The sequence below is a fragment of the Bradyrhizobium sp. LCT2 genome, assembly GCF_009931255.1.
Classification (GTDB): Bacteria; Pseudomonadota; Alphaproteobacteria; order Rhizobiales; family Xanthobacteraceae; genus Bradyrhizobium; species Bradyrhizobium diazoefficiens.
This window is the reverse complement of sequence record NZ_CP034432.1, coordinates 5,785,866-5,806,744: the sequence shown is the minus strand read 5'-3', so window position 1 is coordinate 5,806,744 and position 20,879 is coordinate 5,785,866. Positions and strand designations below refer to the sequence as shown.

The following is a 20,879-nucleotide window of genomic DNA, read 5'->3' as shown; positions in this document are numbered from 1 at the left end:
ATTGATTTTATTGAGATATTTCGCCTTTTGACGCGCCACCCCCCGATCTGTCCCCCATGGATTTTGGGGGATCGGCATCCGGTACCAGGAACGCGGCGATCAGGCGTCCCGGTGTCTTGCGCCGGGGCGGCGCGGGAACGCAGCGTACTCGCGTTTCTGCGGCGGCGTCGGGGGCTTGGCGGCGCGGCAGGGTGAGCTATATTGGCGGCGGGCGAGCCCACGGCTCGTTTGGCAAGGTACGGCACAGGCAGAGAGGAGTTCGCGCGGTGGGCGCGGCTCCTGCTCTGCCACTCCCAGAAATTTTCATCGCGATTCGCGGCGTGCTTTCGCGCGCCTTGAGTTCGCATTTTGGAGATGCCGAACCATGCCGATCGCGAAGGAGAGAGCGCCGATCACCGTGCGCGGTGTTTGCTACACGTTGTTCGTGCAGAAGCTCATTGCGTCGATGGAGAAGTCTGAAACGTCCAAGGTCTCGCGGTTGTTAACCATCGCGCGCGAGGAAGGCACAATTCCTTGGGAGCAGATCGTTGACGAGACGCGGCAGATCGAGGAAGCCGCAACGTGGGATAGTCCCGAAGAGTACATGGCTGCGAGCGCGCTGGCCTATCGCCTGAACTTCTGGCAGAGCCAGCCGCACCGCGTGCAGGTTTGGAGTGAGAAAGGCACAATAAGGGGCGTCCTGCAACCGGTGCTCGATGAGTTCGCCATTCCGTTCATGGTCGTGCATGGCTATGCGAGCGCCACAGTCACCCACGACATCGCCAATGACAACGACGGACGCCCGCTGCACATTCTCTATGTCGGCGATCTCGATCCGAGCGGGGCGAACATGTCCGCCGTCGATCTGCCGAAGCGCTTTGCCGAGTACGGCGGCACGCATATCAAGCTGAAACGGATCGCGCTGACGCCTGAGCAAGTTGTCGGGCTGCCGTCATTCCCAGCCGCCGACAAGCGGGGCGACACGCGCTATTCGTGGTTCGTCCGCACCCACGGGCGACGCTGCTGGGAATTGGACGCGATGGACCCGCGCGATCTACGCGGGATTGTGAAGCGCGAGATCAAGAAGCTGATCAACAAGGACGCTTGGCGGCTGAGCGAGATCACCAATGAGGCACAACAGGAGTCGATGCGGGAATTTTTTCGTAGTTACAAGCAATGACGGAGGACTGAACAATGCACTTCCTGCCTACCCCAACAAGAATATCCCCGTCAGCGGATTCATCGTCACCGTCAGGCTCTTGCCGTCCGCGCAGAAGCATCGCGAGCTATTCTGACAGTTTGTCGATCAACTTATAGATGATCTCCTCATCAACTTTTTTCTTCCAGTCAGGATCGGTGGGATCGAATTTGAAATGAATGCCGACGATGTCACGCGGTATGCCAACAAACTTGGTGTCGTCCAAGAAGATGGGAATTACGCTTGCGTTCGCTATTCGTGGTGCAAACACTTCGCGTTCGAACGTTGGCCAAATTTTCTCCGAGTGGCGAATATCTAGAATACAAACTACAAAGCGGCTCTTCCGTCCGAACACTTCGGTGAATTGTGCCGACCATGCCCTGCCTAAGTAGTTTGCCTCGAAAAGCGCGTCAAAGAATACTGTTACATCGAGGCTTAACAGAGCTGCTGCAATGTATGCAGCCAAGGCGCGATTTTCCCCGGCAAAGGAAAGCGCCACGTCGAACTCAAAGTCCTCGCCATGCTCTCGGAACCCGCAATCCTGTCTCAGTTGATTCCAATCAAGATGCTTTATGAAATAGAACAGCGCAGGGTCTTCAATCGCAAAGCTCTTAGTGTCTGCGTTGTAGTAAAAGTGAAGAGCTACATTCGGTTTCGACTCGATAAGAATTTCTAACCGGCGCTCTTTGATGTTGTTGATGCTGCCGCGCACCTCCGGGTGAGCATTAGCCATCTCATTCAAGTCGACGATCGATGATTCCTGCTGCCCGACCTCGCGGAGCAACTTGAAGTATGGGTCGTTACTTGGGCGAAAGCGACGGCCCCGGCAGAAATCCTTCACCGCAGGATAATAGGCTGCCCGCAATCGCTCAACCACCCGCCTCCTAATGTCCCCAATGTCATACGTTACGTCCGTCCGCTCTTCGACTGTCTGGGTTACGTTGGCGGCGGAGCATATGGATTGGCAAATCTGTTGCGTCAGCCAGTAGTCTCCCTGCGTCTCATCAAAAATCGCATCGGCATTCATAATACGGATGTTGAGGCGCTCGCATCCGCTCTTGATAAGCTCGGCAATCTCCTGCCGTCGTCCCGGCAAAATTCTGTGAATACCAACTCGCTTTGCGATATCAGGCACAAGCTGAATCAGACTTGCCCCCACTTGGTTGATGCCGATGATTATCAGTTTCGGCACGTCACCTTGATCGCGTACTTCAGCCGCTAGCTTGGCGACATCAGCTATTTGCTCCTGAAGCTGCTGACTTAACCTGTGAAAATCGTCAACCACAAATCTGCCCGCGATTTGCTCGTGTACAATCTTCTCGATTCGAGAAATGTGAACCGGATTTCGGGCGGTCAGGTACTCGGTCGCTGCCTGATCCTGCAGTTCGGCGATGATCCGCCTGACACAGGAAGTCTTGCCGGTGCCGGATTGACCCTCAAGAATGACGGGCTTGCCGGGCCGTCGTATGTCGAGCAAAATTTCATTGTAGTTTGGCGCTGGAACGAACGTAAATTCAGGTAGGCCCTCAGTACGAAACACTTCTTCAAGCAACAGGATCGGACTGCTCATCCGCACCTCGCAAAAACCCGGCAGAACGGATGCAACCCTAGCCTCTCTGTGTCGCTGGGACAACCAGTGTTTCCATTTCGGACCCTGTGCAAACTGCAACTCGGCCCACGGCAATCTGATCGAGCCCGCCGGGCGGCAGGTGCTTTCATTCGCCCCCTCTCATCGGTGGAATGCTTCATTTGCTGTATTCCACTTTTCCCCGACGCCACGGCGCCTCAATGACCGGCTGCGGCGTCAGCCTGCCCGTGGCGGAGGCGCGATACACGGACTGGTGGGTCAGCCGCATCGAGCGTGACAGCCGGATGATCGCGGCGGTCTCGGCGGCTTGGGCGGCGTGCAGCGAAATCAGTTCGGTGCAGTCGATGGACTTTCTCTTGCAGAGAGATTCGATCAGCAGCGAAATGCGATTGCTGGCCGTGATATGGCGGCACAGTTGCGTCAACAGTGGGTACTGCGTGCGGGCGAAATATTGCGGCGGCATCGCCGCGACGATGGCTCGCCATTCGGCAGTTTCGGCGTCGGTCAACGTATAGGGCGCATCTGGTCGCTCGGTGGTGTCGGCCGGAAGCCCGAGAACGTCACGAGCAGCGCCGGAAACTCGACCACGTTGTTTCATTTTTCTACCCATCGCCGTCGAAAAAATACACGTTTATGAAGCTCGGGTTATCCACGTGATCCGTCGGACTAACCCTATTCAATTTTCGATTGCGCCCCCGCCGCCCCGCAACTTTGATCCGGACCCCAACGTGACTAGCCACTCGGCGAGCCGTCACGCTGGGGCGCGCGTAGTGCGGGCGCACTCATGGTCAGGATGCGCCCACCTTTCGAGTTGCGGGGGATCGAGCAAGGAGGCCAACCCGCACCTCGAAATTCTTTCATCGCTCGACTGCATCGGCCGCCGCATGCAGCAGGTCGCTGAAAGCCAGTCGCTCGTTGCACGACAACACAGGGCCACGCGCGATATCGGTGATGGCGCATAGTCGCTCGGCCAAAAAGCCCAGCGCATCGCGGTCTTCAAGATAGACGCGCATGATGGTCGTTCGGACACGCTCACGCAGGGCTTGGGCTTCGTCATGCGGCATTGGACTTGCTCTTTGTCGGCAGCGCGATAATGCGGTGCTTCGCAACGGTTTCGAGCAATGTAGTCTGCGCCCGCAGCACGCCGATTTCCTCACGCAGCTTCTTGACCTCGCGTCCAACGACTTCACCGACGAGCTTGCAGATCGTCTCGTCGCGCGCGGTCAAATGCGCGTGGAGTTGACCGCTGTGCGCAGCGAGGGCATTGCTAACCGACGCGTGAAGCCAACCATTCCACTGCGCCGCCATCTCCGGCGACATCACGCCTTGCAATCGCGGTGGTGCTGCTGGCGCTGCCGGCTCGGGCTCCGGCTGATAGGTCTTGTGAATAATCTGATCATCGAAGTCGCCACGCTCTCGCATCTCGATACGCTGTTGAAGCTCAGCCTTGGATCGCACGGAGTCGGCCGCGAGTTGGGCGCGAAGCGATTTGAAGTCGATGGTGCTCATTCGTCCTTGCTCCTACCAAGTCACGCCGGTCACCCACGCGATGCAGTTGCCCGCAATCGTGCGCCATCCCCAGTCGAGATCGTCCGCGACGAGCTTGAGCGCCTTGCAGTCAGTTTGAAACATCGATCGTTCGGGAAATGCCGATGCCGGAGGCGTACCAGCCGTCGTCAACGCAGTCGGACTTGTGTCCATGTGCAAGACCGCCTGATCAGAGACTTCAATCCGCAGCGGGCGATCAGCGGAGGAAATCGCCAGCGCGACCGGAGCCATGCAGAGAATAACGCCATCGGCGAGACCACTCGATGCGACCAACGGCAACTTGAACAACGGCAACCGTGCGCGGATTTTTATAAATTCCTTCGGCGATGCGACGTACAGCACGTTGCCGCCGCCGACCTTGGCGACTGCCGCGCCAATCGCGGACAAATCAGCCGTCATCGCCGCTTCGCCGCCGCCCGCCGTTGCGCCGATGGCATTCACAGTGTTGCGCAACCCGGCTGGCGTTCCCGTCGCATCATCCGCCGCGTTCGTGGAAAGCATCAGCGTATCGATACCCGCACCGATGTCTCCGGTGATCTGGCGGCGGACGAACAACTCAGAGAACATAGCTTCGCGGGTGAAGACTGAAATGAAGCCGCAGCGCCGCCCCGCCGTCAGCGTGTAGCCGAGCGACAAATCACGCTGCACGGGCGCAAACGGGCTGCCTGCTTTTGAAAACCCGACTGCGCTGCCGTCGCGCGAATATCCAGGAACGAACATCGATGCAGCTTGTCCGAACGGGGCGACCGTCGCATTCGGCAGGACCGCCGGCAACATCGAGTCCGTTCCGAGCAGCGCACCCAACACATGAACTTGCGTCGCCGCGACTGCGGGGGTGCCGGGCAGTGTCGGGATCGTCACCTGCGATTTGGTGACGATATCGAGCGCGACGGGATCGTGCCGGAGTCGTTCAGCCGGGCTGGCGACCGACATCATGCCGTCAGCCGACGCCAGAAACGCGCGCGTGAGGCTAAGGGCGAGGGAATCGCTGAAAGGGCGAATGAAATCGGCGGGGATGCGGTTGACCGCTGGGGCTCGTGTCATCATGCGGCGATGATCCGCCCGATCTCACCGAAGCGATGTCATCGATGACATCACGAACGCGTCATCTGACAAAGAGCCAGCGCAGCAGAAATTTCCGCAGCGCCTCCGCTGTCTCATCGTGAGTGTGCGTGTGCTCACGCCCGACCTCGGGGAAGCGCTTCAGAAGATGATCAGGGTCTTCTTCCAAGGCTTCCTGTAGCAATTTGACTGGGAGCACTAGACTATAGATTTCCATTGTTAGCTTTGTAGAACCGTAACCAAACATCTCCGGAAGGCGTTCGCCTTTCTCGCGCTCGCGCTCGCGCCGCTTAGCCTCACGACACTGCCGCGCGCGTTTGTCACCCTTCAGTTTGCGGAGCCAAGGTACTCCGCACGTTGGTGCGCCGGCCGTCACGCCCACCGGAATCAGATCGTAAGCGGTTACCGGCTGCGCCGGGCGGGGCGGCGCGTCCATTTGATCCAGATCACACACCATCACACAAAATCTCCCCTAACCGTTAAATAGAGACTTTCTGACATTCTGATAGTAATTTCAGTGGGTTAAGAGCCCCTCTGATCAGAAGGGCTCACCTTCTGACAGACCCCCCTCGTAAGTCTTTGAATTCGCTATCAGAATGTCAGAAGGGCTGTGGTTCAAAACCACTCTGACAGGGGTCAGAATGTAGGCAGCCTTACTGACCTTTCCGGGCTTCAAAAGCGGAGCCATTGCCATGTCCAGCCTGCGTGAGCTTGCCCCGGAACCTGTGCTGCGACGATGTCGTCGCCCCCCTTCTTTAGGTTGTTTCGCGCCGTCTTTAACTGCTCGTGGCTGTAGCCGCGCTTCGCCGCTTCCGCGTCGATGTCCCGCTTGGCGACCGGCTCGCCGCCTTGCAGCATTTGCCTCAGGAAGGCGACGACCTCGGCTTGCTTTCCGGTCAGTCGGTTCACGTTGCCACTGGAAGCGGCTTCGCGAATTGCTTCGTCGGCCGAGATGTCAACCGAATCTTCCCCCCACTCGACGCGCACGCTTTGTATGATCGTGAACGGATCGCAGGAGGTGCCGTGCAGATCAAAACTCTTCTTGCGGAATGCCAGCGTCGGCATCCGTTCGGACGCATTGTGCTTGACGTGACAGAACAGCACCCGGCCAGTCTCGATCTTGTCGCCGTTGTCGTCGGTTTCCATTTCTGGAATGCAGACGTGTCCGACGCGTGCCGCCGCGATGTATGCCTGACTGCCGATGAACCAATCGATTGCTTTGTTGCCTGCGGCCTTGGCCGGATGCGTGATGCAGGAGACTGCGACGTGGTTGCGCTCGGCAAAGTCCTTCAGCGGTCCCAACTGCGATCTAACCGCCGTCGTCTTGTGTGAATCGATCTTGACGCCTTGGTAGCTCGTGATCGGATCAATCGTGATCAGCTTCACGTCACCGATCTCAGTGACGACTTTTTCCAGCATGTCGAGGTCGCTATCGAGCAGGAATTGCCGATCATTACCGTCCGACTTGATACATTTGAGAATGTGAACACGCTTCAGATCGGCACCGGCTGCCATCAGGCGCGGGATCAATTCCTGATCGAGTGCGTCTTCGGCCGTCAGCATCACGACATTGGCAGGTTCGCCGGAGTCGGTCCCGTCCGGCCATGGCTTGGTCGTCGTGACACAGGCGACAAAGGAACAATGAACTTGCGACTTGCCGATACTCGGCAGCCCCGTCATCATCTCGACGGCGGCACACAGCAGGTGGCCGTCCCACAGCCAATCGTGCTCGCGCGGTTGGACATCGGCGGCGCGGAGGACGCAGGGCTCTTTAACTTCCTCGGCCTTCTGCTTCATCTTGGCGAAGAACTGTTTCTTGACTTCATCGAAGTTGATCGGATCAACCATGATGCGCCTCCTCGTCTTTCAGCATCGCCATGACGAAATCGAGGATCATCTTGTCGCGCCAGCACGGATCGGCAATGTCTGCCATCGCGATCAGGGTGCCGAGTCCAAGCGGGCGACGGCCCGGTTTGAGCGCGTGAATGTTCTTGCCGTATTTCTTCCACTGTCTATTCGCGTGCCGTTCGCTGTAGCGTCCCGATCTGTGTAACCATTCGCACCACGCGTCGTACACTTCCGGGTCGCCGTCACTGGCCCGCCATGCCGCCATGCCGATATGGTTGCGGTCGTGCCATGCGTGATCGCTGACCGGATCAGCCGGAGGGATCACGGCCAGAGCCGCACAGGCCAGCATGATATCGCAGGACGTAACCGGGCCGCGTTCCTGGTACGGCTTCATGACGGGAGTTGGCTTGCGCCCGAAGATCGCACCCGGATAACGCGGCAAGTCGGCGTCGAGGCTGACGATCCGCACCAGATGCGGTTCGCGCTTGTAATGATAGAACCCCGCCAGCCGCGCAATGCGCGGCAAGTCATGAACGGACGGATCGCCGTTGAATTGCTCGGCCAGTGCCAGTTGGATCAGAGAGAACTGATCCAGCGGAACGTCGTCGGTGAACCAATGGGCGTGATACTTGCCGGGCGACGTCTCGACAATGCAGTGCGGCTTGATGTGATGATCGAGCACCGGCTGTAGAGGTGCGCCATCGAGATCGACAAAGACGGCGCGGACGGCGATCACATCTTCGGCGCGTCGCCGGACGCGGTGCGGCACAGTCCGGTTTATGGTGACGAAAATTCCGGCACCGCGCCCGTTCAATTCAGCCAGATCATCGGCCCGTTCGGCCAGCGTGCCAAGGTGCTGTTCTTCAAGGTTTGGCGCATCGCATCCGGAATCGTCCAGCGTCTTGAACAGGAATCGCGTGGCGGGGTCCGGATCAAGTGCTCGCAGAAAGCGCGCGGCCTGATCGAGGTCAGGGGCAAGGTCGGCAGGGGCTTGCGTCGCGCCGGCATCGGCCCTAAAATCGTCCGGCTCATTACCAACCTCGTCTTGGCCCCGTGGCGCGCGAACGCTGCGGGGCGTTTTGTTTGTGGCACTCATTACGCAACTCCACTTGAATGGTCGTGGTTCTGGTCATGCCCATCGTCCTTTCTCCCGATTTCAGTCTCGACACGCTTGGATGCGTGCTTGATCGTTCATCAGCCGCGCTCGCTGTGTTCCGCAAGCCTTTGAAGGCTGCGGATCGTTCTCGCAGCGGCGTCATCACACTCGGGGTCTTCCCCCGGAATGACTTCTCCGTTGCACGAACCCATGTGCCGGTAGCCGACACCGAACCCGTGCTTGAATGCTTCGCACTTGAGATCATGAGCGAGCGCCACGGCTTCTTCTCTCGTGATCTTGCAGTCGCAAACATAACACCCGGCGAAGTAGCCGCGTTGATACTCAGGATCATTTCGATCAATGGTCATGGTCGTTCCTCCGAGATGTTTGGGGGTTGGTGTTAGTCGGCGGCTTCACGCGCGGCGGGCTTCGGGCGCACGCGCAACCGTTGCCGTTCGCGGCGTCGCTCAACGCGTGCCGCGATTTCTGCTTTGACAGTCTCAGCGTTGGCGTCGGCACGTTCGACGCGCTGAGCGCGTAGTTCCAGAATCTCGCGCTTGATCCAGCGCACGGAATGAGTGCGGCGTTCGCCCGCCGTCATGGAAATTTTCAGTGCCATCAGTTCGCCATCGACGTAAGCGGTGGCAACCGACATGCCGCCCAGAATGTCCCGCACGGCGTCGAGCGCGATCAATTCGTCGTCGTCGCGAATGCGGCGGGGAGTGTCGTCGTCGCGCATCTGGCAATTCCTCCATAATCAACCCGTGGTGATCGGAAGGATGCACAGCGAGACGCACACGCGTCGAGGCGACAGAAGTAGGGAGGGAGTTCTGTCGCTAGCGACAGAACGAGGGGTTACTTTTGTCGCTTCGCGGTTTGGTGCCGCTCATAAGCCCGCGCGACCGTGCGCGGCGATTTGCTTCTGATCTTTGCCGCCATGCGCTTGGCTTTCGCAGGGCTCATGCCGCACGTGATCAGCGTGGCGACGAACGACCCGGTGCTGTCCTGTTTCGGTCGATGCGCAGCACGTCGCCCCGTGTCCTGTGCCAACAGATCACGCAGCCGCGTTAGCAACTCGCGAAGTAGCTCCGGGGGCAGAGCGTAGTCTTCGGGATGATCAAGCAACTCCCCGACGACCTCTCTCATGACGGCATCATCCATGACGACCTCCACGGGCGCAGTGCTTCGCCCATTGCTCCATGATCGCGCGCCGCTTCGCCAGCAGATCGCCGCGCGCATAAGCTTCCTCGGTCTGGTTGCCGATGACGTGCGCCAGCGCGACCTCCAACAATTCGCGCGGTGCCTTGGTGCGCTCGCCGCCCCAGTCGCGGAATGCGCTGCGCATCCCATGCACGGTGAAGTCGCTCGCGCCATGCCGGTGCAAAGCCTTGCGCAAGCTCATCGCGACAATCGGCTTGCCGTTGCCGTTGACCGTGAACAGGTACTCGCCCGTGCGCGGCAGCCGCTCGATCAGCTTGATCGCGTCGTCGCTCAGCGGCACGCGATGCTCGCGCTTGCGCTTCATGCGCGACGGCGGCACGGTCCAGAGCTTGGCCTTCAGGTCGATCTCGTCCCACCGCGCGCCGCGTGCCTCTTGGCTGCGCACGGCGGTCAGGATCGTGAAGGCGAGGCACAGTTCGGGGATCGAATCCGTCGCGATCAGTCGCCGGTACAGGTTCGGCACGGCGTCATAGCCCAGCGCCGGGTGGTGCTCCACGGGCTTCAGGTCGCGCGGGTGGGGCAGCAACTGGTCGAGATGGTTCTTCCACCGCGTCGGATTAGGCCCCGCCTTGCGCAGGCCGCGCACCTCGGCAAAGCCCAGCACCTCGCCGATCCGTCGCCGCACCCGATCCATGGTCTGCGGTGCTCGCTTCCAGTCCGGTTCAATGACCTTGATCACCATCGTGGTGTCGATGTCGCCGACAGCGACGCCCATCAGCGGCTTGCAGTAGGTCTCCATCGAGTTCTTCCACTGACTGGCGTGCTTCGCCCGCCACGTGTCACCATGGCTTTCAAGCAACTGGTCGAGGACTTGCCGGAAGGTGGCGCGGTGCAAGTCGGCGACGCGCGCGGCCATGCGGGCGGCATCGCGGTCGGCGATGGGATCGATCCCTGAGGCGAGCAGCTTGCGCGCGTCGTTGGCCTTGGCGCGGGCCTCGCTGAGCGACACCACCCGCGCTGAGCCGAGACCCATCACCCGCTCACGCTTGTCGATCTGATAGCGATACAGCCACGATTTATTGACCTCGCCCGGCGTCGTGGTTGGTGCTACGCTCAGCAGCAAGCCGCCGCCGTCGTAGTACTTGCCCGGCGCCTTCACGCCCCGCACGAAGCTGGCGCTCAATCGGTCCCATGTTCGCATGGTCATCCCCCGATCTATCCCCCGGTTCCATCCTAGAACCGGTCAGCTTAAGTCAGCTTAAGATAGGGTCAACCACAACCAACCGGAAGGGGGGCGGGCGAGAATTGGGCGCCATTTCCGGTGCTTACGACCAACAACCAGTATCAACCAGCATCAACCAGAAATCGGCTAGCCCGGACGCTCCATCCGGGCTACGCTCGCAGGTCAATTGGACGGGCCCGGACCATGACGACATTTCAGGAAGCGCGCGCGTTTCTTCTACAACACCGCACGGATTACGAGGCAGCGGTCAAAGGCTTCCGCTGGCCCGATCCGGCCCCCTTCAACTGGGCGCTCGACTGGTTCGACGCCGAGCTGGCGGCGAATGCGGAGAGCAAGGACCGGCCCGCGCTCTGGATCGTCGATGCCGCGCAGGACCGGCAGACGAAATTGTCCTTCGCGGCGCTGTCGCGCCGTTCCAACCAGGTCGCCAACTTCCTCCGAGCGCAGGGCCTGAAGCGTGGCGACCATCTCCTGCTGCTGCTCGGTAATGTGGTTCCGCTGTGGGAGACCATGCTCGCTGCGATGAAGCTCGGTGTCGTCGTCATCCCCGCCACCACGCTGCTCACCGCCGACGAGCTGCGCGACCGGCTTGATCGCGGCAAGGCGAAGGCCGTGGTGGCCGCGCAGGATCAGGTCGCGAAGTTCGCGAGCCTCGGTGCAGAGAATGTCGTCCGCATCGTGGTCGGCGCGGCCTCCGATGGCTGGCTCGCTTACGATGAAGCGGCAGAGGCTCCGGATAGCTTCGTGCCCGACGGCCCCACCCACGCCGACGACCCGATGCTGCTCTATTTCACCTCGGGCACCACGGCAAAGCCGAAGCTGGTGCTGCATAGCCAGCGCAGCTATCCCGTCGGCCATCTCTCCACCATGTACTGGATCGGGCTGAAGCCCGGCGACGTCCATCTCAACATCTCATCGCCCGGCTGGGCCAAGCACGCCTGGAGCTGCTTCTTCGCGCCGTGGAACGCGGGTGCCACCGTGTTCGTGGTGAACCAGCCGCGCTTCGATGCGAAGGCGCTGCTCGCCACCATCGGCCGCTGCGGCGTCACCACGCTGTGCGCGCCGCCGACGGTGTGGCGGCTGTTCATCCAGGAGAACCTTGCCTCGTTCAAGGTCGCGTTGCGCGAGGTCTGCGGCGCCGGCGAGCCGCTCAATCCCGAGGTGATCGACCAGGTGCAGGCGGCCTGGGGCCTCACCATCCGCGACGGCTACGGCCAGACCGAGACCACCGCGCTTGCCGGCAACTCGCCGGGGCAAAACATCAAGGTCGGCTCGATGGGCCGCCCGCTGCCGGGCTATCGCGTGCAGGTCAGCGATGCCGACGGCAACCCGGCGAAGGAAGGCGAGGTGACGCTGGTGCTCGGGGCGAACCGTCCCGCCGGCCTGATGCAGGGCTATCAGGGCGACGACGGCAAGCTCTCGGGTGCCGAGGGCGCACTCTATCGCAGCGGCGACGTCGTGTTCGAAGACGAAGATGGTTATCTCACCTTCGTCGGCCGCTCCGACGACGTGTTCAAATCGTCCGATTACCGCATCAGTCCGTTCGAGCTGGAAAGCGTGTTGCTCGAGCATGAACTCGTCGCCGAGGCTGCCGTGGTGCCGAGCCCGGATCCGATCCGGCTGGCGATCCCCAAGGCGTTCGTGCTGCTGACTTCGGGTGCGGAGCGAACGCCGGAGACGGCGCTGTCGATCTTCAAGCACCTGCACACCCGACTTGCGCCGTTCAAGCGCATCCGCCGCCTTGAAATCGTCACTGAGCTGCCGAAGACGATCTCTGGCAAAATCCGCCGCGTGCAGCTACGACGTCTCGAGCGCGACGATGATCGGGGCGATCCGCTGCGTGGCCGGGAATTCCGCGAGGAGGATTTTCCGGAGCTGCCGAAAACCCGGAGCGAGAGTTAAGTGGGTACCTTCGTCATTCCGGGGCGCGCGGAGCGCGAACCCGGAATCCATTCGGCGACAAACTCTGTGGCACAGTGGATTCCGGGCTCGATGCTGCGCATCGCCCCGGAATGACGCCATCTGGAGCTATCAATGAACGAAGTCTGGAAGAAGCCGCCGATTACGCTGGACGCCTATCAGGCCATGGTCGGCAAGGAGATCGGCGTGTCGTCATGGCACCTGATCGACCAGCCCCGCATCGACACCTATGCCGACGTGATCGAGGATCACCAGTTCATCCACGTCGACCCTGAACGGGCAAAGAAGGAGACCGCGTTCGGCACCACCATCGCGCACGGCTTCCTGACCATGTCGCTGCTGTCGATCATGTCCTATGAGGTGATGCCGGTCATCGCCGGCACCACGATGGGCGTCAATTACGGCTTCGACAAGCTGCGCTTCATCTCGCCGGTGCGCTCGGGAAAGCGCGTCCGTGGCCGTTTCGTGCTAGCGGAAGCCAAGCTGCGCAAGCCGAACGAGCTGCAGTCCCGCACCAATGTCACGGTGGAGATCGAGGGCGAGGACAAGCCCGCGCTGGTCGCCGAGTGGCTGGGCCTGATCTATTTCGCGTAGGTCTGGCCGGGCTTGACCCGGTCCTTCATCGCTGCTCAAAAGCTGTCCGATCTCTCGCGAAGCGCTCTTACCCACTCCCCCTGTGGGAGAGGGTGGCTTCGCGCCACCTTCTCCCACGAGGGGAGAAGGAAGAAAGGAAGCACAATGGCAATCAGGTTTGACGGACGCGTCGCCATCGTCACCGGCGCGGGCAATGGCCTCGGACGGGCGCATGCGCTGGGACTGGCCAGCCGCGGCGCGAAGGTCGTGGTCAACGATTTCGGCGGCGCGCGCGACGGCACTGGTGGCTCGCTGTCGCCGGCGGAAGCCGTGGTCGAGGAGATCCGCAAAGCCGGCGGCACCGCGATGGCCGACGGTGCCGACGTCTCGAACTTCGAGCAGGTCACCGCGATGGTCGAGCGTGCCACGAAGGAATGGGGCAGCGTCGACCTCTTGTGCGCCAATGCCGGCATCCTGCGCGACAAGTCGTTCGGCAAGATGGAGGCGGCCGATTTCCAGAAGGTGCTCGACGTGCACCTCGTCGGCACCTTCTACTGCTGCAAGGCGGCCTGGGCCGGCATGCGTGACCGCAACTACGGCCGCATCGTGCTGACCACGTCGTCCTCCGGCCTTTACGGTAATTTCGGCCAGGCCAATTACGGCGCGGCGAAGTCCGGCATGGTCGGCCTGATGAATGTGCTGGCGGAAGAGGGCCGCAAGACCAACATCCGCGTCAACATCATCTCGCCGACCGCGGCGACCCGCATGACCGAAGAGCTGCTGCCGCCACAGGCGCTGCAACTGATGAAGCCGAACGCGATCACGCCCGCGGTCGAGTACATGCTCAGCGAGGACGCGCCCACCCGCACCATCATGGGCGCCGGTGCCGGCTCCTTCGCCGTGATCAAGATTGTGGAGAGCGAAGGCATCAACCTGCCGGAGTCCGAATGGACGCCGGACGCGGTCGCCGCGCATTTCGCCGAGATCAGCGACATGTCGAAGGCGAAGGCTTTGCAGGGCGCCTTCGAGCAGACGCAGAAGTATGTTGCGCAGGCCGCGGCCAGGGCCGGCATCAAGCTCTGAGTTGTCATTCCGGGGCGCGCGTAGCGCGAACCCGGAATCCATCGTGCCTCAGAATCCGTCGTCTAATGGATTCCGGGTTCGCGCCCAAGAAGGCGCGCCCCGGAACGACGAGCTGGGCGCTAGAATCTGGCCTAAACTCCCACCATGACCGCACCCGAATCCCACGTTGCCATCATTGGCGCAGGTCCGGCCGGGCTGATGGCGGCCGAGGTGCTGGCGCAGGGTGGCGCGCGCGTCACCGTCTACGACGCGATGCCATCCGCCGGCCGCAAATTCCTGATGGCGGGCCGCGGCGGGCTCAACCTCACTCACAGCGAGCCTCTGCCGCAGTTCATGCCGCACTATCGCGAGGCGGCGGCGAAGCTGCAGGCCGCGATCGAAGCGTTTCCACCCGACGCGCTGCGCGCCTGGAGCGCGGCGCTGGGCGAGCCGACCTTTGTCGGCACCAGCGGCCGCGTGTTTCCGAAGGCATTCAAAGCGTCTCCGCTGCTGCGCGCGTGGCTACGGCGACTGGACGCCAGCGGCGTACGGTTCGCCTTTCGCCATCGCTGGACCGGGTGGGATGGGGAAGGGCGGCTGTTGTTCCAAACCCGGAGCGGCACCTCCGTCGTTGCGGCCGATGCCACGGTGCTTGCGCTCGGCGGCGCAAGCTGGCCGCGGCTCGGGTCGGACGGCGGCTGGGTCGATATCCTTGCGGCCAACGGCATTACCATCTCAAGGCTGCGGCCGGCCAATTCCGGCTTCACCGTCGCCTGGTCCGAATTGTTCCGTGACCGTTTCGAGGGCCAGCCGCTCAAGGGCGTGGCGGTGACGATCGGTGCACACACGGTGCGCGGCGAAGCGATGATCACCCGTGGCGGCATCGAAGGTGGCGCGATCTACGCGCTGTCGGCGGAGCTGCGCGAGGCGGTGCTGGGGATCGGGCAGGCGACGCTGACCATCGCACTGCGGCCCGACCTCGGCGCCGCCGCGCTGACCACGCGCCTGTCAGGTACGCGCGGCAAGCAATCGCTCGCAAACTTCCTGCGCAAGGCCGCGCAAGTATCGCCGGTCGGGATCGGCCTGATGCAGGAGGCCGCGATCGCATCCGGCCGGCCGCTGGCATCGTTTTCGCCGGCCGAGCTCGCACACCTGATCAACGCAATTCCGGTCCAGCTCACCGGCGTTGCCCCGATCGATCGCGCGATTTCGACTGCAGGCGGCCTTTCGTTTGACGAGCTCGACGCGGACTTCATGATCCGCAAGCTGCCGGGCGTGTTCGCCGCCGGCGAAATGCTGGACTGGGAAGCGCCGACCGGCGGTTATCTGCTGCAGGCGTCGTTCGCGACCGGCGCTGCCGCGGGCAGGGGTGTGCTGGAGTGGCTGAAGCGCTCGTAGAATCCCGTCGCTGTTCGAGGCTCGCTGATAGCGGTGCTCATGATGTCCCCGTCCGGCTGACGAGATCCGTGACCAGGCCGAGCACCCCAAAACCCGCCGCCACCGCGCAGACCATCGTCCAGCCGCCAAGGGTCCATGCCAGCGATGCCGCGGCGGCACCGACACCGCCGCCGATGAAGAACAGCGCGACGAACAGGCCGTTGATGCGGCCGCGTGCCTCGGGCCGCAACAGGTTGATTGCCCGGCGGCCGAGCGTCTGGTCGGTGGTGATGCCGACATCGAGCAGGATGGTGCCCAGACTGAGCACGAGGAGGGCGGCAATGCGGGACTCCAGCGCGCCGGCCCAGGCGCAGAGCGCGAGCGAGCCGATGATGAGCAGATGGGCCGCAACAAACATCGAGCGTGCCCATCCCTTGTCCCCCCACCGGCCGGCCATCGGCGTCGCGGCGGCGCCAACGACGCCAATCAGCGCGAAAGCGGCAATTCCCTTGGCATCGAGGCCGAACGGCGCCTCCGGCAGTCGCAGCGCGACCGCCGACCAGAAGGCGGTGAAGGAGGCCATGACCAGCGATGCGGTCCAGGCGCGCACGCGCAGCACGGGCTCTTCGCGCAGCAGCCTGGGAAATGAGCGCAGCAATTCGCCGTAGCTTGCGCGCGCCGGCGATTGCAGGGCTGGAAGGTAGCGGCCGAGCGCGCCGGCCAGCAGCGCCATCAGGGCGGCGGAGACGACGTAATAGGCGCGCCAGCTCCAGAGATCGGCGATCAGGCTCGCCGCAGGCCGCGACAGCAGAATGCCGATCATCAATCCGCTCATCACCTCGCCGATGGCCTGTCCGCGCCGCTCCGGCGCCACCATGGACGCAACCAGTGGAACCATCATCTGAATCGCCGCGCAGGAGGCGCCGAGGGCGAAGGTGCCAAGCAAGAGCAGGAATGGCTTCGGCGCAAACGCCGTGGAGAGTGCGGCAAGGATAGCGCAGCCGAGCGTGCGCAGGATGACGCGCCGGTTTTCGACGAGATCGACCAGTGGCACCAGCAGCAACAGGCCGAGGGCATAGCCGAGCAGCGTCAACGTGCTGATCAGGCCCGCCTGCCACGCCGGCATGGACAAGGAGCGCCCGATCTGCCCGAGCAGGATCTGCGGCGCGAACAGGTTGGTGACGACGACACCGGCAGTGATGGCGCCAAGCCAGATCAGGGGCCGTTCGGCGAGTTGGTTTCGCGACGCAAGCGTGGGGGTTTCTGAAATCGTCATGGGACCTCGCGGGGCTCAGTGCAGGTCCCTTTAAGCCGCGGGTCTAATATGCTACAATTCAAATAAGTCTATAAAGAATATGCGAGTTAGTTATGAACACCCATGACCTTGTGGCGTTTGTTGCGGTAGTCGAGACCGGATCGATCGTGGCGGCCTCGGCGCGCCTCAATCTCACGCAGCCCGGAGTGACGCGGCGTATCCAGAACCTCGAGGAGATGCTGGGGGCGAAGCTTCTGGACCGGCTTTCCAAGCCGCTGAAACCGACCGCGGCGGGCCATGAAGCGTATGAGCAGGGCCGGCGCCTGCTCCGGATGCTGGACGATCTCAAATCAGGGGTCGCCAATGACGGCGTGGTGCGCGGCGAATTCCGGCTCGGCCTGACGCCGTTCCTCTCGGAGGCGGGGCTGACCGGACCGCTCGACGCGGTGCGTGCCGAATTTCCCGCGCTGGCCGTGCGTGTCGTCTCCGGCTGGTCGCCGAACCAGCTCGAACGTGTCTGCCGCAACGAGCTCGATGCGGCCGCGATCTGTCTGCCCGACGGCGCGGTCCCGCCTTCCGATCTCGCCGCCGACGATCTCGGCGCGCAGCCCGTCGTGTTCGTCGTTGCGCGCGACATGAAGATCCCGCGCATCGTCGATCTTGAACGGCTGTCGCAGCTGCCGTGGGTGATCAACCAGGACGGTTGCGGCTTTCGCGACTCGCTGAAACGAAAATTCGACGCGGAGCATCTGCCGTTCAGCATCGCCGTGGAAGCGCTGGACAGCGAGCTCCGCCTGTCGCTGGTGTCGCGCGGCCTCGGCGTCGGGCTGGTCACTCCGATCGCCCTGAAACGCAGCGCGTTTCGCGACAAGCTCAAGCCGGTGGTGGCGCGCGACTTCAAACCCGCCGTGCGCGCCTGGATAGTCCATCGTGCGCCCGCCGGCCGTCTGGAGCGGCCGATCAAGCTGTTCCGCGATGGACTGGACCGGGAGCTCCAGGCGCTGATCGGGAGTTAGCGCAGCTTCCCCCGCGCCGCCACCGGCAGCGTGCCGATGATCTCATCGCCGCGCACCATCACCACCTCGTCCATCATGTTGACGACGACGCAGACATGATTGGGAATGATCCGCACGACGTCGCCGACGTTCGGGCGCGTGTTGCTCCGGGAGAGATCGAGGAAGCCGTGTTCTTCGGCAAAGCGCGCGATCTTGGCTTCGGGGTGCTCCAGGATCAGGCCGTGGCCGTCGAGCCCGCCGGTGTCCGTGGTCAGCGTCTTGGATCCGGCGTCGAGGATACCGCGCTCGGGCGCGGCGCGGCTTACCACGGTCGAATAGATGTGCAGCGCGCAGTCGTCCCAGGTGGCGGAGCCGGCCGCGACCTGCATGCGGTCGTTGTAGATATAGGTGCCGAAGCGATGCTCGGTGCCGCCCTTGAGCTTGCCGAGATTGACGAGGTTCGGCGTGCCGCCGGTGGAGACGATCTTGGCATCGAGCCCGTGCGCGCGCACGCCGGCCAGCGCCTCGTCATAGAATTTCTGCGCGTCCGCCCAGCCGGTCTCGGTCGGATAGAGCATGAAGCCGGCGAATTCGAGCCCCTTGGACCCGGCGATCTCGCGCGCCAGCGCAATCGCCTCGGCCGGCGTCTCGACGCCGGCGCGCTTGCGGCCGGTATCGCATTCGACCACCACCGAGAGCGGACGGCCTGATGCTGCGGCCGCCTTGGGCAAACCGGCAACCACGGTCGAATTGTCGGCGGCAACCGTCATGTTCGCCTTCGCCTGAAGCGCGCCGAGCCGCGCCATCTTCTCTTCGCCGAGCAGATTGTAGCTGATCAGGATGTCGTCGATGCCGGCATTGGCCATGATCTCCGCCTCGCCGAGCTTCTGGCAGGTGATGCCCTTGGCGCCCGCCGCGATCTGCATCTTCGCAATCGTTGGGTTCTTGTGCGTCTTGATGTGGGGACGATTGGCGACGCCGGCCTCGTCGCAGGCTTTCTGGATCCGCGCGATGTTGCGCTCGACCTTGTCCATGTCGATGACGGCGCAGGGGGTGCCGTATTCACGGGCGATCTTGGCGGCGAGAGTCGTTGTCATGGCAGTCCCTCAGTTGGCGCGTAGTCTGATTGCAAAACCGGTGCCCATTTTTGCGGAATACGCGCTAAGCCTGTTCGATTTCTTCGCGGAGCATTTCCAGTTCGAGCCAGCGCTCTTCGGCGGCGGACAATTCGTCATGCGCCTTGGCGATGGCGGCGGAGGTGTCGTCGAATGTCTTGCGATCCTTGGTGTAGAGGTTGGGATCGTCGAGCACGCGTTGCAGCTTGGCGATGTCGGCCTGCAACGTCTCCATCTTCTTCGGAAGTGTTTCCAGCGCGTGCTTCTCGTTGAAGCTCAATCGCCGCTTTGGCGCGGCAGCGGGAATAGCGATCCGCTCCTCTTTCTTCTCCGCGGGGACTTGCGCCTTCGCCGTCTCGCGCTTCAAGTCCGCGCCGCGCTGCGCCAGCATATCGCTGTAGCCGCCGGCATATTCGATCCATTTGCCGTTGCCCTCAGGCGCGATCACCGAGGTGACGACGCGGTCGAGGAAGTCGCGGTCATGGCTGATCAGGATGACGGTGCCCTCGTAGTCGCCGAGCATGTCCTCGAGCACGTCCAGCGTTTCGAGGTCGAGATCGTTGGTTGGCTCGTCCAGCACCAGCAGGTTCGAGGGCTTGGCCAGTGCGCGCGCCAGCATCAGCCGGCCGCGTTCGCCGCCGGAGAGCACTTCCAGCGGCGTGCCGCGCTGCTCCTGCGCGAACAGAAAGTCCTTCATGTAGCCGACGACATGCTTCGGCTTGCCCCCGACCATGATCTGGTCGCCACGGCCGCCGGTCAGTGCCTCCGCCAGCGTCGATTTGGGGTCGAGGCTTTCACGGTGCTGGTCGAGGGTTGCCATCTCCAGATTGGCCCCGAGCCGCACGGTGCCGCTGTCAGGCTGCATGCCGCCGGTGAGCAGATTGACCAGCGTGGTCTTGCCGGCGCCGTTCGGCCCGATGATGCCGAGCCGGTCGCCGCGCTGGATGCGGGTGGAGAAATTGTCGACGATCTTGCGCTCGCCATAGGCCTTGGTGATGCCCTTGGCTTCGATCACCAGCTTGCCGGACTGCTCGGCCTCGGCGGCTGCGAGATTGGCGCTGCCGGCGGTGCCGCGATAGTTGCGGCGCTGGTCGCGCAGCGTGTGCAGATTGGCAAGCCGCTTGACGTTGCGCTTGCGCCGGCCGGAGACGCCGTGGCGCAGCCAGTGCTCCTCGTCGACGATCTTGCGGTCGAGCTTGTGCTGGTCGCGCTCTTCCTCCGCCAGCACCTCGTCGCGCCAGGCTTCGAACGAGGCAAAGCCGCGGTCGATCTGCTTGATCCGGCCGCGGTCGAGCCAGGCGGTCGAGCGCGAGAGGTTGGTGAGGAAGCGGCGGTCGTGGCTGATCAGCACCAGCGCGCTGCGGCGGCTGTCGAGCTCCTGCTCCAGCCACTCGATGGTGGAGAGATCGAGATGGTTGGTCGGCTCGTCGAGCAGCAGGATGTCGGGTGAGGGCGCAAGCACACATGCAAGCGCGGCTCGGCGAGCTTCGCCGCCGGAGAGGTTGTGCGGGTTCTCGTCGCCGGTCAGCCCGAGCTGCTCGAGCAGATAGCGCGCCTGATGCTGGTCGTCGCCGGGCGCAAGTCCCGCCTCGACATAGGCGAGCGTGGTCTTGTGGTCGCCGAAGTCAGGCTCCTGCGGCAGATAGCGGATCGTGGCGCCCGGCTGCACGAAGCGCGTGCCGCCGTCGGGCTCGACCAGGCCGGCTGCGATCTTCAGCAATGTCGATTTGCCGGAGCCGTTGCGGCCGATCAGGCAGACCCGCTCGCCAGTCGCGACGTTGAGCTCGACGCCGTTCAACAGCGGCGTGCCGCCAAACGTCAGCTTGATGTCCTTGAGTTGGATCAGCGGCGGCGCCATC

The 20,879-nt window shown here is 62.8% G+C and carries 21 protein-coding genes; 7 read left to right on the top strand and 14 right to left on the bottom strand.

Annotation, left to right across the window (positions count from 1 at the left end; translation table 11 throughout):
- The first annotated feature begins 364 nt into the window (after positions 1-364).
- A complete protein-coding gene (locus EI171_RS27935) occupies positions 365-1,159 on the top strand; it encodes a hypothetical protein (RefSeq protein WP_161535248.1) in 795 nt (264 codons plus the stop codon).
- Positions 1,160-1,265: 106 nt separating this feature from the next.
- On the opposite strand, the gene EI171_RS27930 is transcribed toward EI171_RS27935, so the two are convergent.
- The 8 genes from EI171_RS27930 to EI171_RS27895 all read right to left on the bottom strand — a co-directional run bounded on the left by EI171_RS27930 (position 1,266) and on the right by EI171_RS27895 (position 8,319).
- Complete coding sequence (locus EI171_RS27930; RefSeq protein ID WP_161535247.1) at positions 1,266-2,747, bottom strand: hypothetical protein; 1,482 nt, start codon at positions 2,745-2,747, stop codon at positions 1,266-1,268.
- A 175-nt stretch (positions 2,748-2,922) separates the two neighbouring features.
- Positions 2,923-3,363, bottom strand: coding sequence for a hypothetical protein (locus EI171_RS27925; RefSeq protein ID WP_161535246.1), 441 nt, complete (start codon positions 3,361-3,363; stop codon positions 2,923-2,925).
- A 259-nt stretch (positions 3,364-3,622) separates the two neighbouring features.
- Positions 3,623-3,829: a hypothetical protein gene (locus EI171_RS27920; protein WP_161535245.1), complete on the bottom strand. Its 207-nt coding sequence runs from the start codon at positions 3,827-3,829 to the stop codon at positions 3,623-3,625.
- Complete coding sequence (locus EI171_RS27915) at positions 3,819-4,274, bottom strand: hypothetical protein (protein WP_161535244.1); 456 nt, start codon at positions 4,272-4,274, stop codon at positions 3,819-3,821. Before EI171_RS27915 ends, EI171_RS27920 begins: the two co-directional genes overlap by 11 nt.
- A gap of 12 nt (positions 4,275-4,286) precedes the next feature.
- Positions 4,287-5,360, bottom strand: a complete 1,074-nt coding sequence (locus EI171_RS27910) for a hypothetical protein (protein ID WP_161535243.1) — start codon at positions 5,358-5,360, stop codon at positions 4,287-4,289.
- A gap of 58 nt (positions 5,361-5,418) precedes the next feature.
- Positions 5,419-5,832 carry a hypothetical protein gene (locus EI171_RS27905; RefSeq protein ID WP_161535242.1) on the bottom strand — a complete coding sequence of 138 codons (414 nt, stop codon included), beginning with the start codon at positions 5,830-5,832 and terminating at the stop codon, positions 5,419-5,421.
- Positions 5,833-6,047: 215 nt separating this feature from the next.
- Entirely contained in the window at positions 6,048-7,223 is a 1,176-nt protein-coding gene (locus EI171_RS27900) for an AAA family ATPase (protein WP_161535241.1), read from the bottom strand.
- Positions 7,216-8,319 (bottom strand): DNA-primase RepB domain-containing protein, encoded by a 1,104-nt coding sequence (locus EI171_RS27895; protein ID WP_161535240.1) that lies wholly within the window; start codon positions 8,317-8,319, stop codon positions 7,216-7,218. Before EI171_RS27895 ends, EI171_RS27900 begins: the two co-directional genes overlap by 8 nt.
- 35 nt (positions 8,320-8,354) lie before the next feature.
- On the opposite strand from EI171_RS27895, the gene EI171_RS27890 reads away from it, so the two are divergent.
- Positions 8,355-8,723 (top strand): hypothetical protein, encoded by a 369-nt coding sequence (locus EI171_RS27890; RefSeq protein WP_161535239.1) that lies wholly within the window; start codon positions 8,355-8,357, stop codon positions 8,721-8,723.
- Here EI171_RS27890 and EI171_RS27885 read toward each other — a convergent pair.
- The 3 genes from EI171_RS27885 to EI171_RS27875 form a co-directional block, all read right to left on the bottom strand.
- Entirely contained in the window at positions 8,720-9,058 is a 339-nt protein-coding gene (locus tag EI171_RS27885) for a hypothetical protein (RefSeq protein WP_161535238.1), read from the bottom strand. The genes EI171_RS27890 and EI171_RS27885 overlap by 4 nt on opposite strands.
- A gap of 116 nt (positions 9,059-9,174) precedes the next feature.
- Complete coding sequence (locus EI171_RS27880) at positions 9,175-9,480, bottom strand: hypothetical protein (protein WP_161535237.1); 306 nt, start codon at positions 9,478-9,480, stop codon at positions 9,175-9,177.
- Positions 9,473-10,663, bottom strand: a complete 1,191-nt coding sequence (locus EI171_RS27875; RefSeq protein ID WP_161535236.1) for an integrase arm-type DNA-binding domain-containing protein — start codon at positions 10,661-10,663, stop codon at positions 9,473-9,475. Before EI171_RS27875 ends, EI171_RS27880 begins: the two co-directional genes overlap by 8 nt.
- Before the next feature lie 243 nt (positions 10,664-10,906).
- On the opposite strand from EI171_RS27875, the gene EI171_RS27870 reads away from it, so the two are divergent.
- From EI171_RS27870 to EI171_RS27855, 4 genes are all read left to right on the top strand, one after another.
- Positions 10,907-12,625: an AMP-binding protein gene (locus EI171_RS27870; RefSeq protein WP_161535235.1), complete on the top strand. Its 1,719-nt coding sequence runs from the start codon at positions 10,907-10,909 to the stop codon at positions 12,623-12,625.
- A gap of 132 nt (positions 12,626-12,757) precedes the next feature.
- Positions 12,758-13,237, top strand: a complete 480-nt coding sequence (locus tag EI171_RS27865; RefSeq protein ID WP_011086736.1) for a MaoC family dehydratase — start codon at positions 12,758-12,760, stop codon at positions 13,235-13,237.
- A 144-nt stretch (positions 13,238-13,381) separates the two neighbouring features.
- Positions 13,382-14,299, top strand: coding sequence for an SDR family NAD(P)-dependent oxidoreductase (locus EI171_RS27860; RefSeq protein ID WP_011086737.1), 918 nt, complete (start codon positions 13,382-13,384; stop codon positions 14,297-14,299).
- 144 nt (positions 14,300-14,443) lie between these two features.
- Entirely contained in the window at positions 14,444-15,676 is a 1,233-nt protein-coding gene (locus tag EI171_RS27855; RefSeq protein ID WP_161535234.1) for an NAD(P)/FAD-dependent oxidoreductase, read from the top strand.
- Between the two features lie 37 nt (positions 15,677-15,713).
- Here EI171_RS27855 and EI171_RS27850 read toward each other — a convergent pair whose 3' ends face one another.
- Positions 15,714-16,931 carry an MFS transporter gene (locus tag EI171_RS27850; RefSeq protein WP_161535233.1) on the bottom strand — a complete coding sequence of 406 codons (1,218 nt, stop codon included), beginning with the start codon at positions 16,929-16,931 and terminating at the stop codon, positions 15,714-15,716.
- A gap of 92 nt (positions 16,932-17,023) precedes the next feature.
- Between EI171_RS27850 and EI171_RS27845 the strand changes: the two genes are divergently transcribed.
- Entirely contained in the window at positions 17,024-17,926 is a 903-nt protein-coding gene (locus tag EI171_RS27845) for a LysR family transcriptional regulator (protein ID WP_161535232.1), read from the top strand.
- On the opposite strand, the gene EI171_RS27840 is transcribed toward EI171_RS27845, so the two are convergent.
- On the bottom strand, positions 17,923-19,002 hold the full coding sequence (locus EI171_RS27840; RefSeq protein WP_060911670.1) for a D-TA family PLP-dependent enzyme: 1,080 nt from the start codon (positions 19,000-19,002) through the stop codon (positions 17,923-17,925). The genes EI171_RS27845 and EI171_RS27840 overlap by 4 nt on opposite strands.
- Positions 19,003-19,066: 64 nt before the next feature.
- Positions 19,067-20,878, bottom strand: a complete 1,812-nt coding sequence (locus EI171_RS27835; protein WP_161535231.1) for an ABC-F family ATP-binding cassette domain-containing protein — start codon at positions 20,876-20,878, stop codon at positions 19,067-19,069.
- Position 20,879 lies beyond the last annotated feature (1 nt).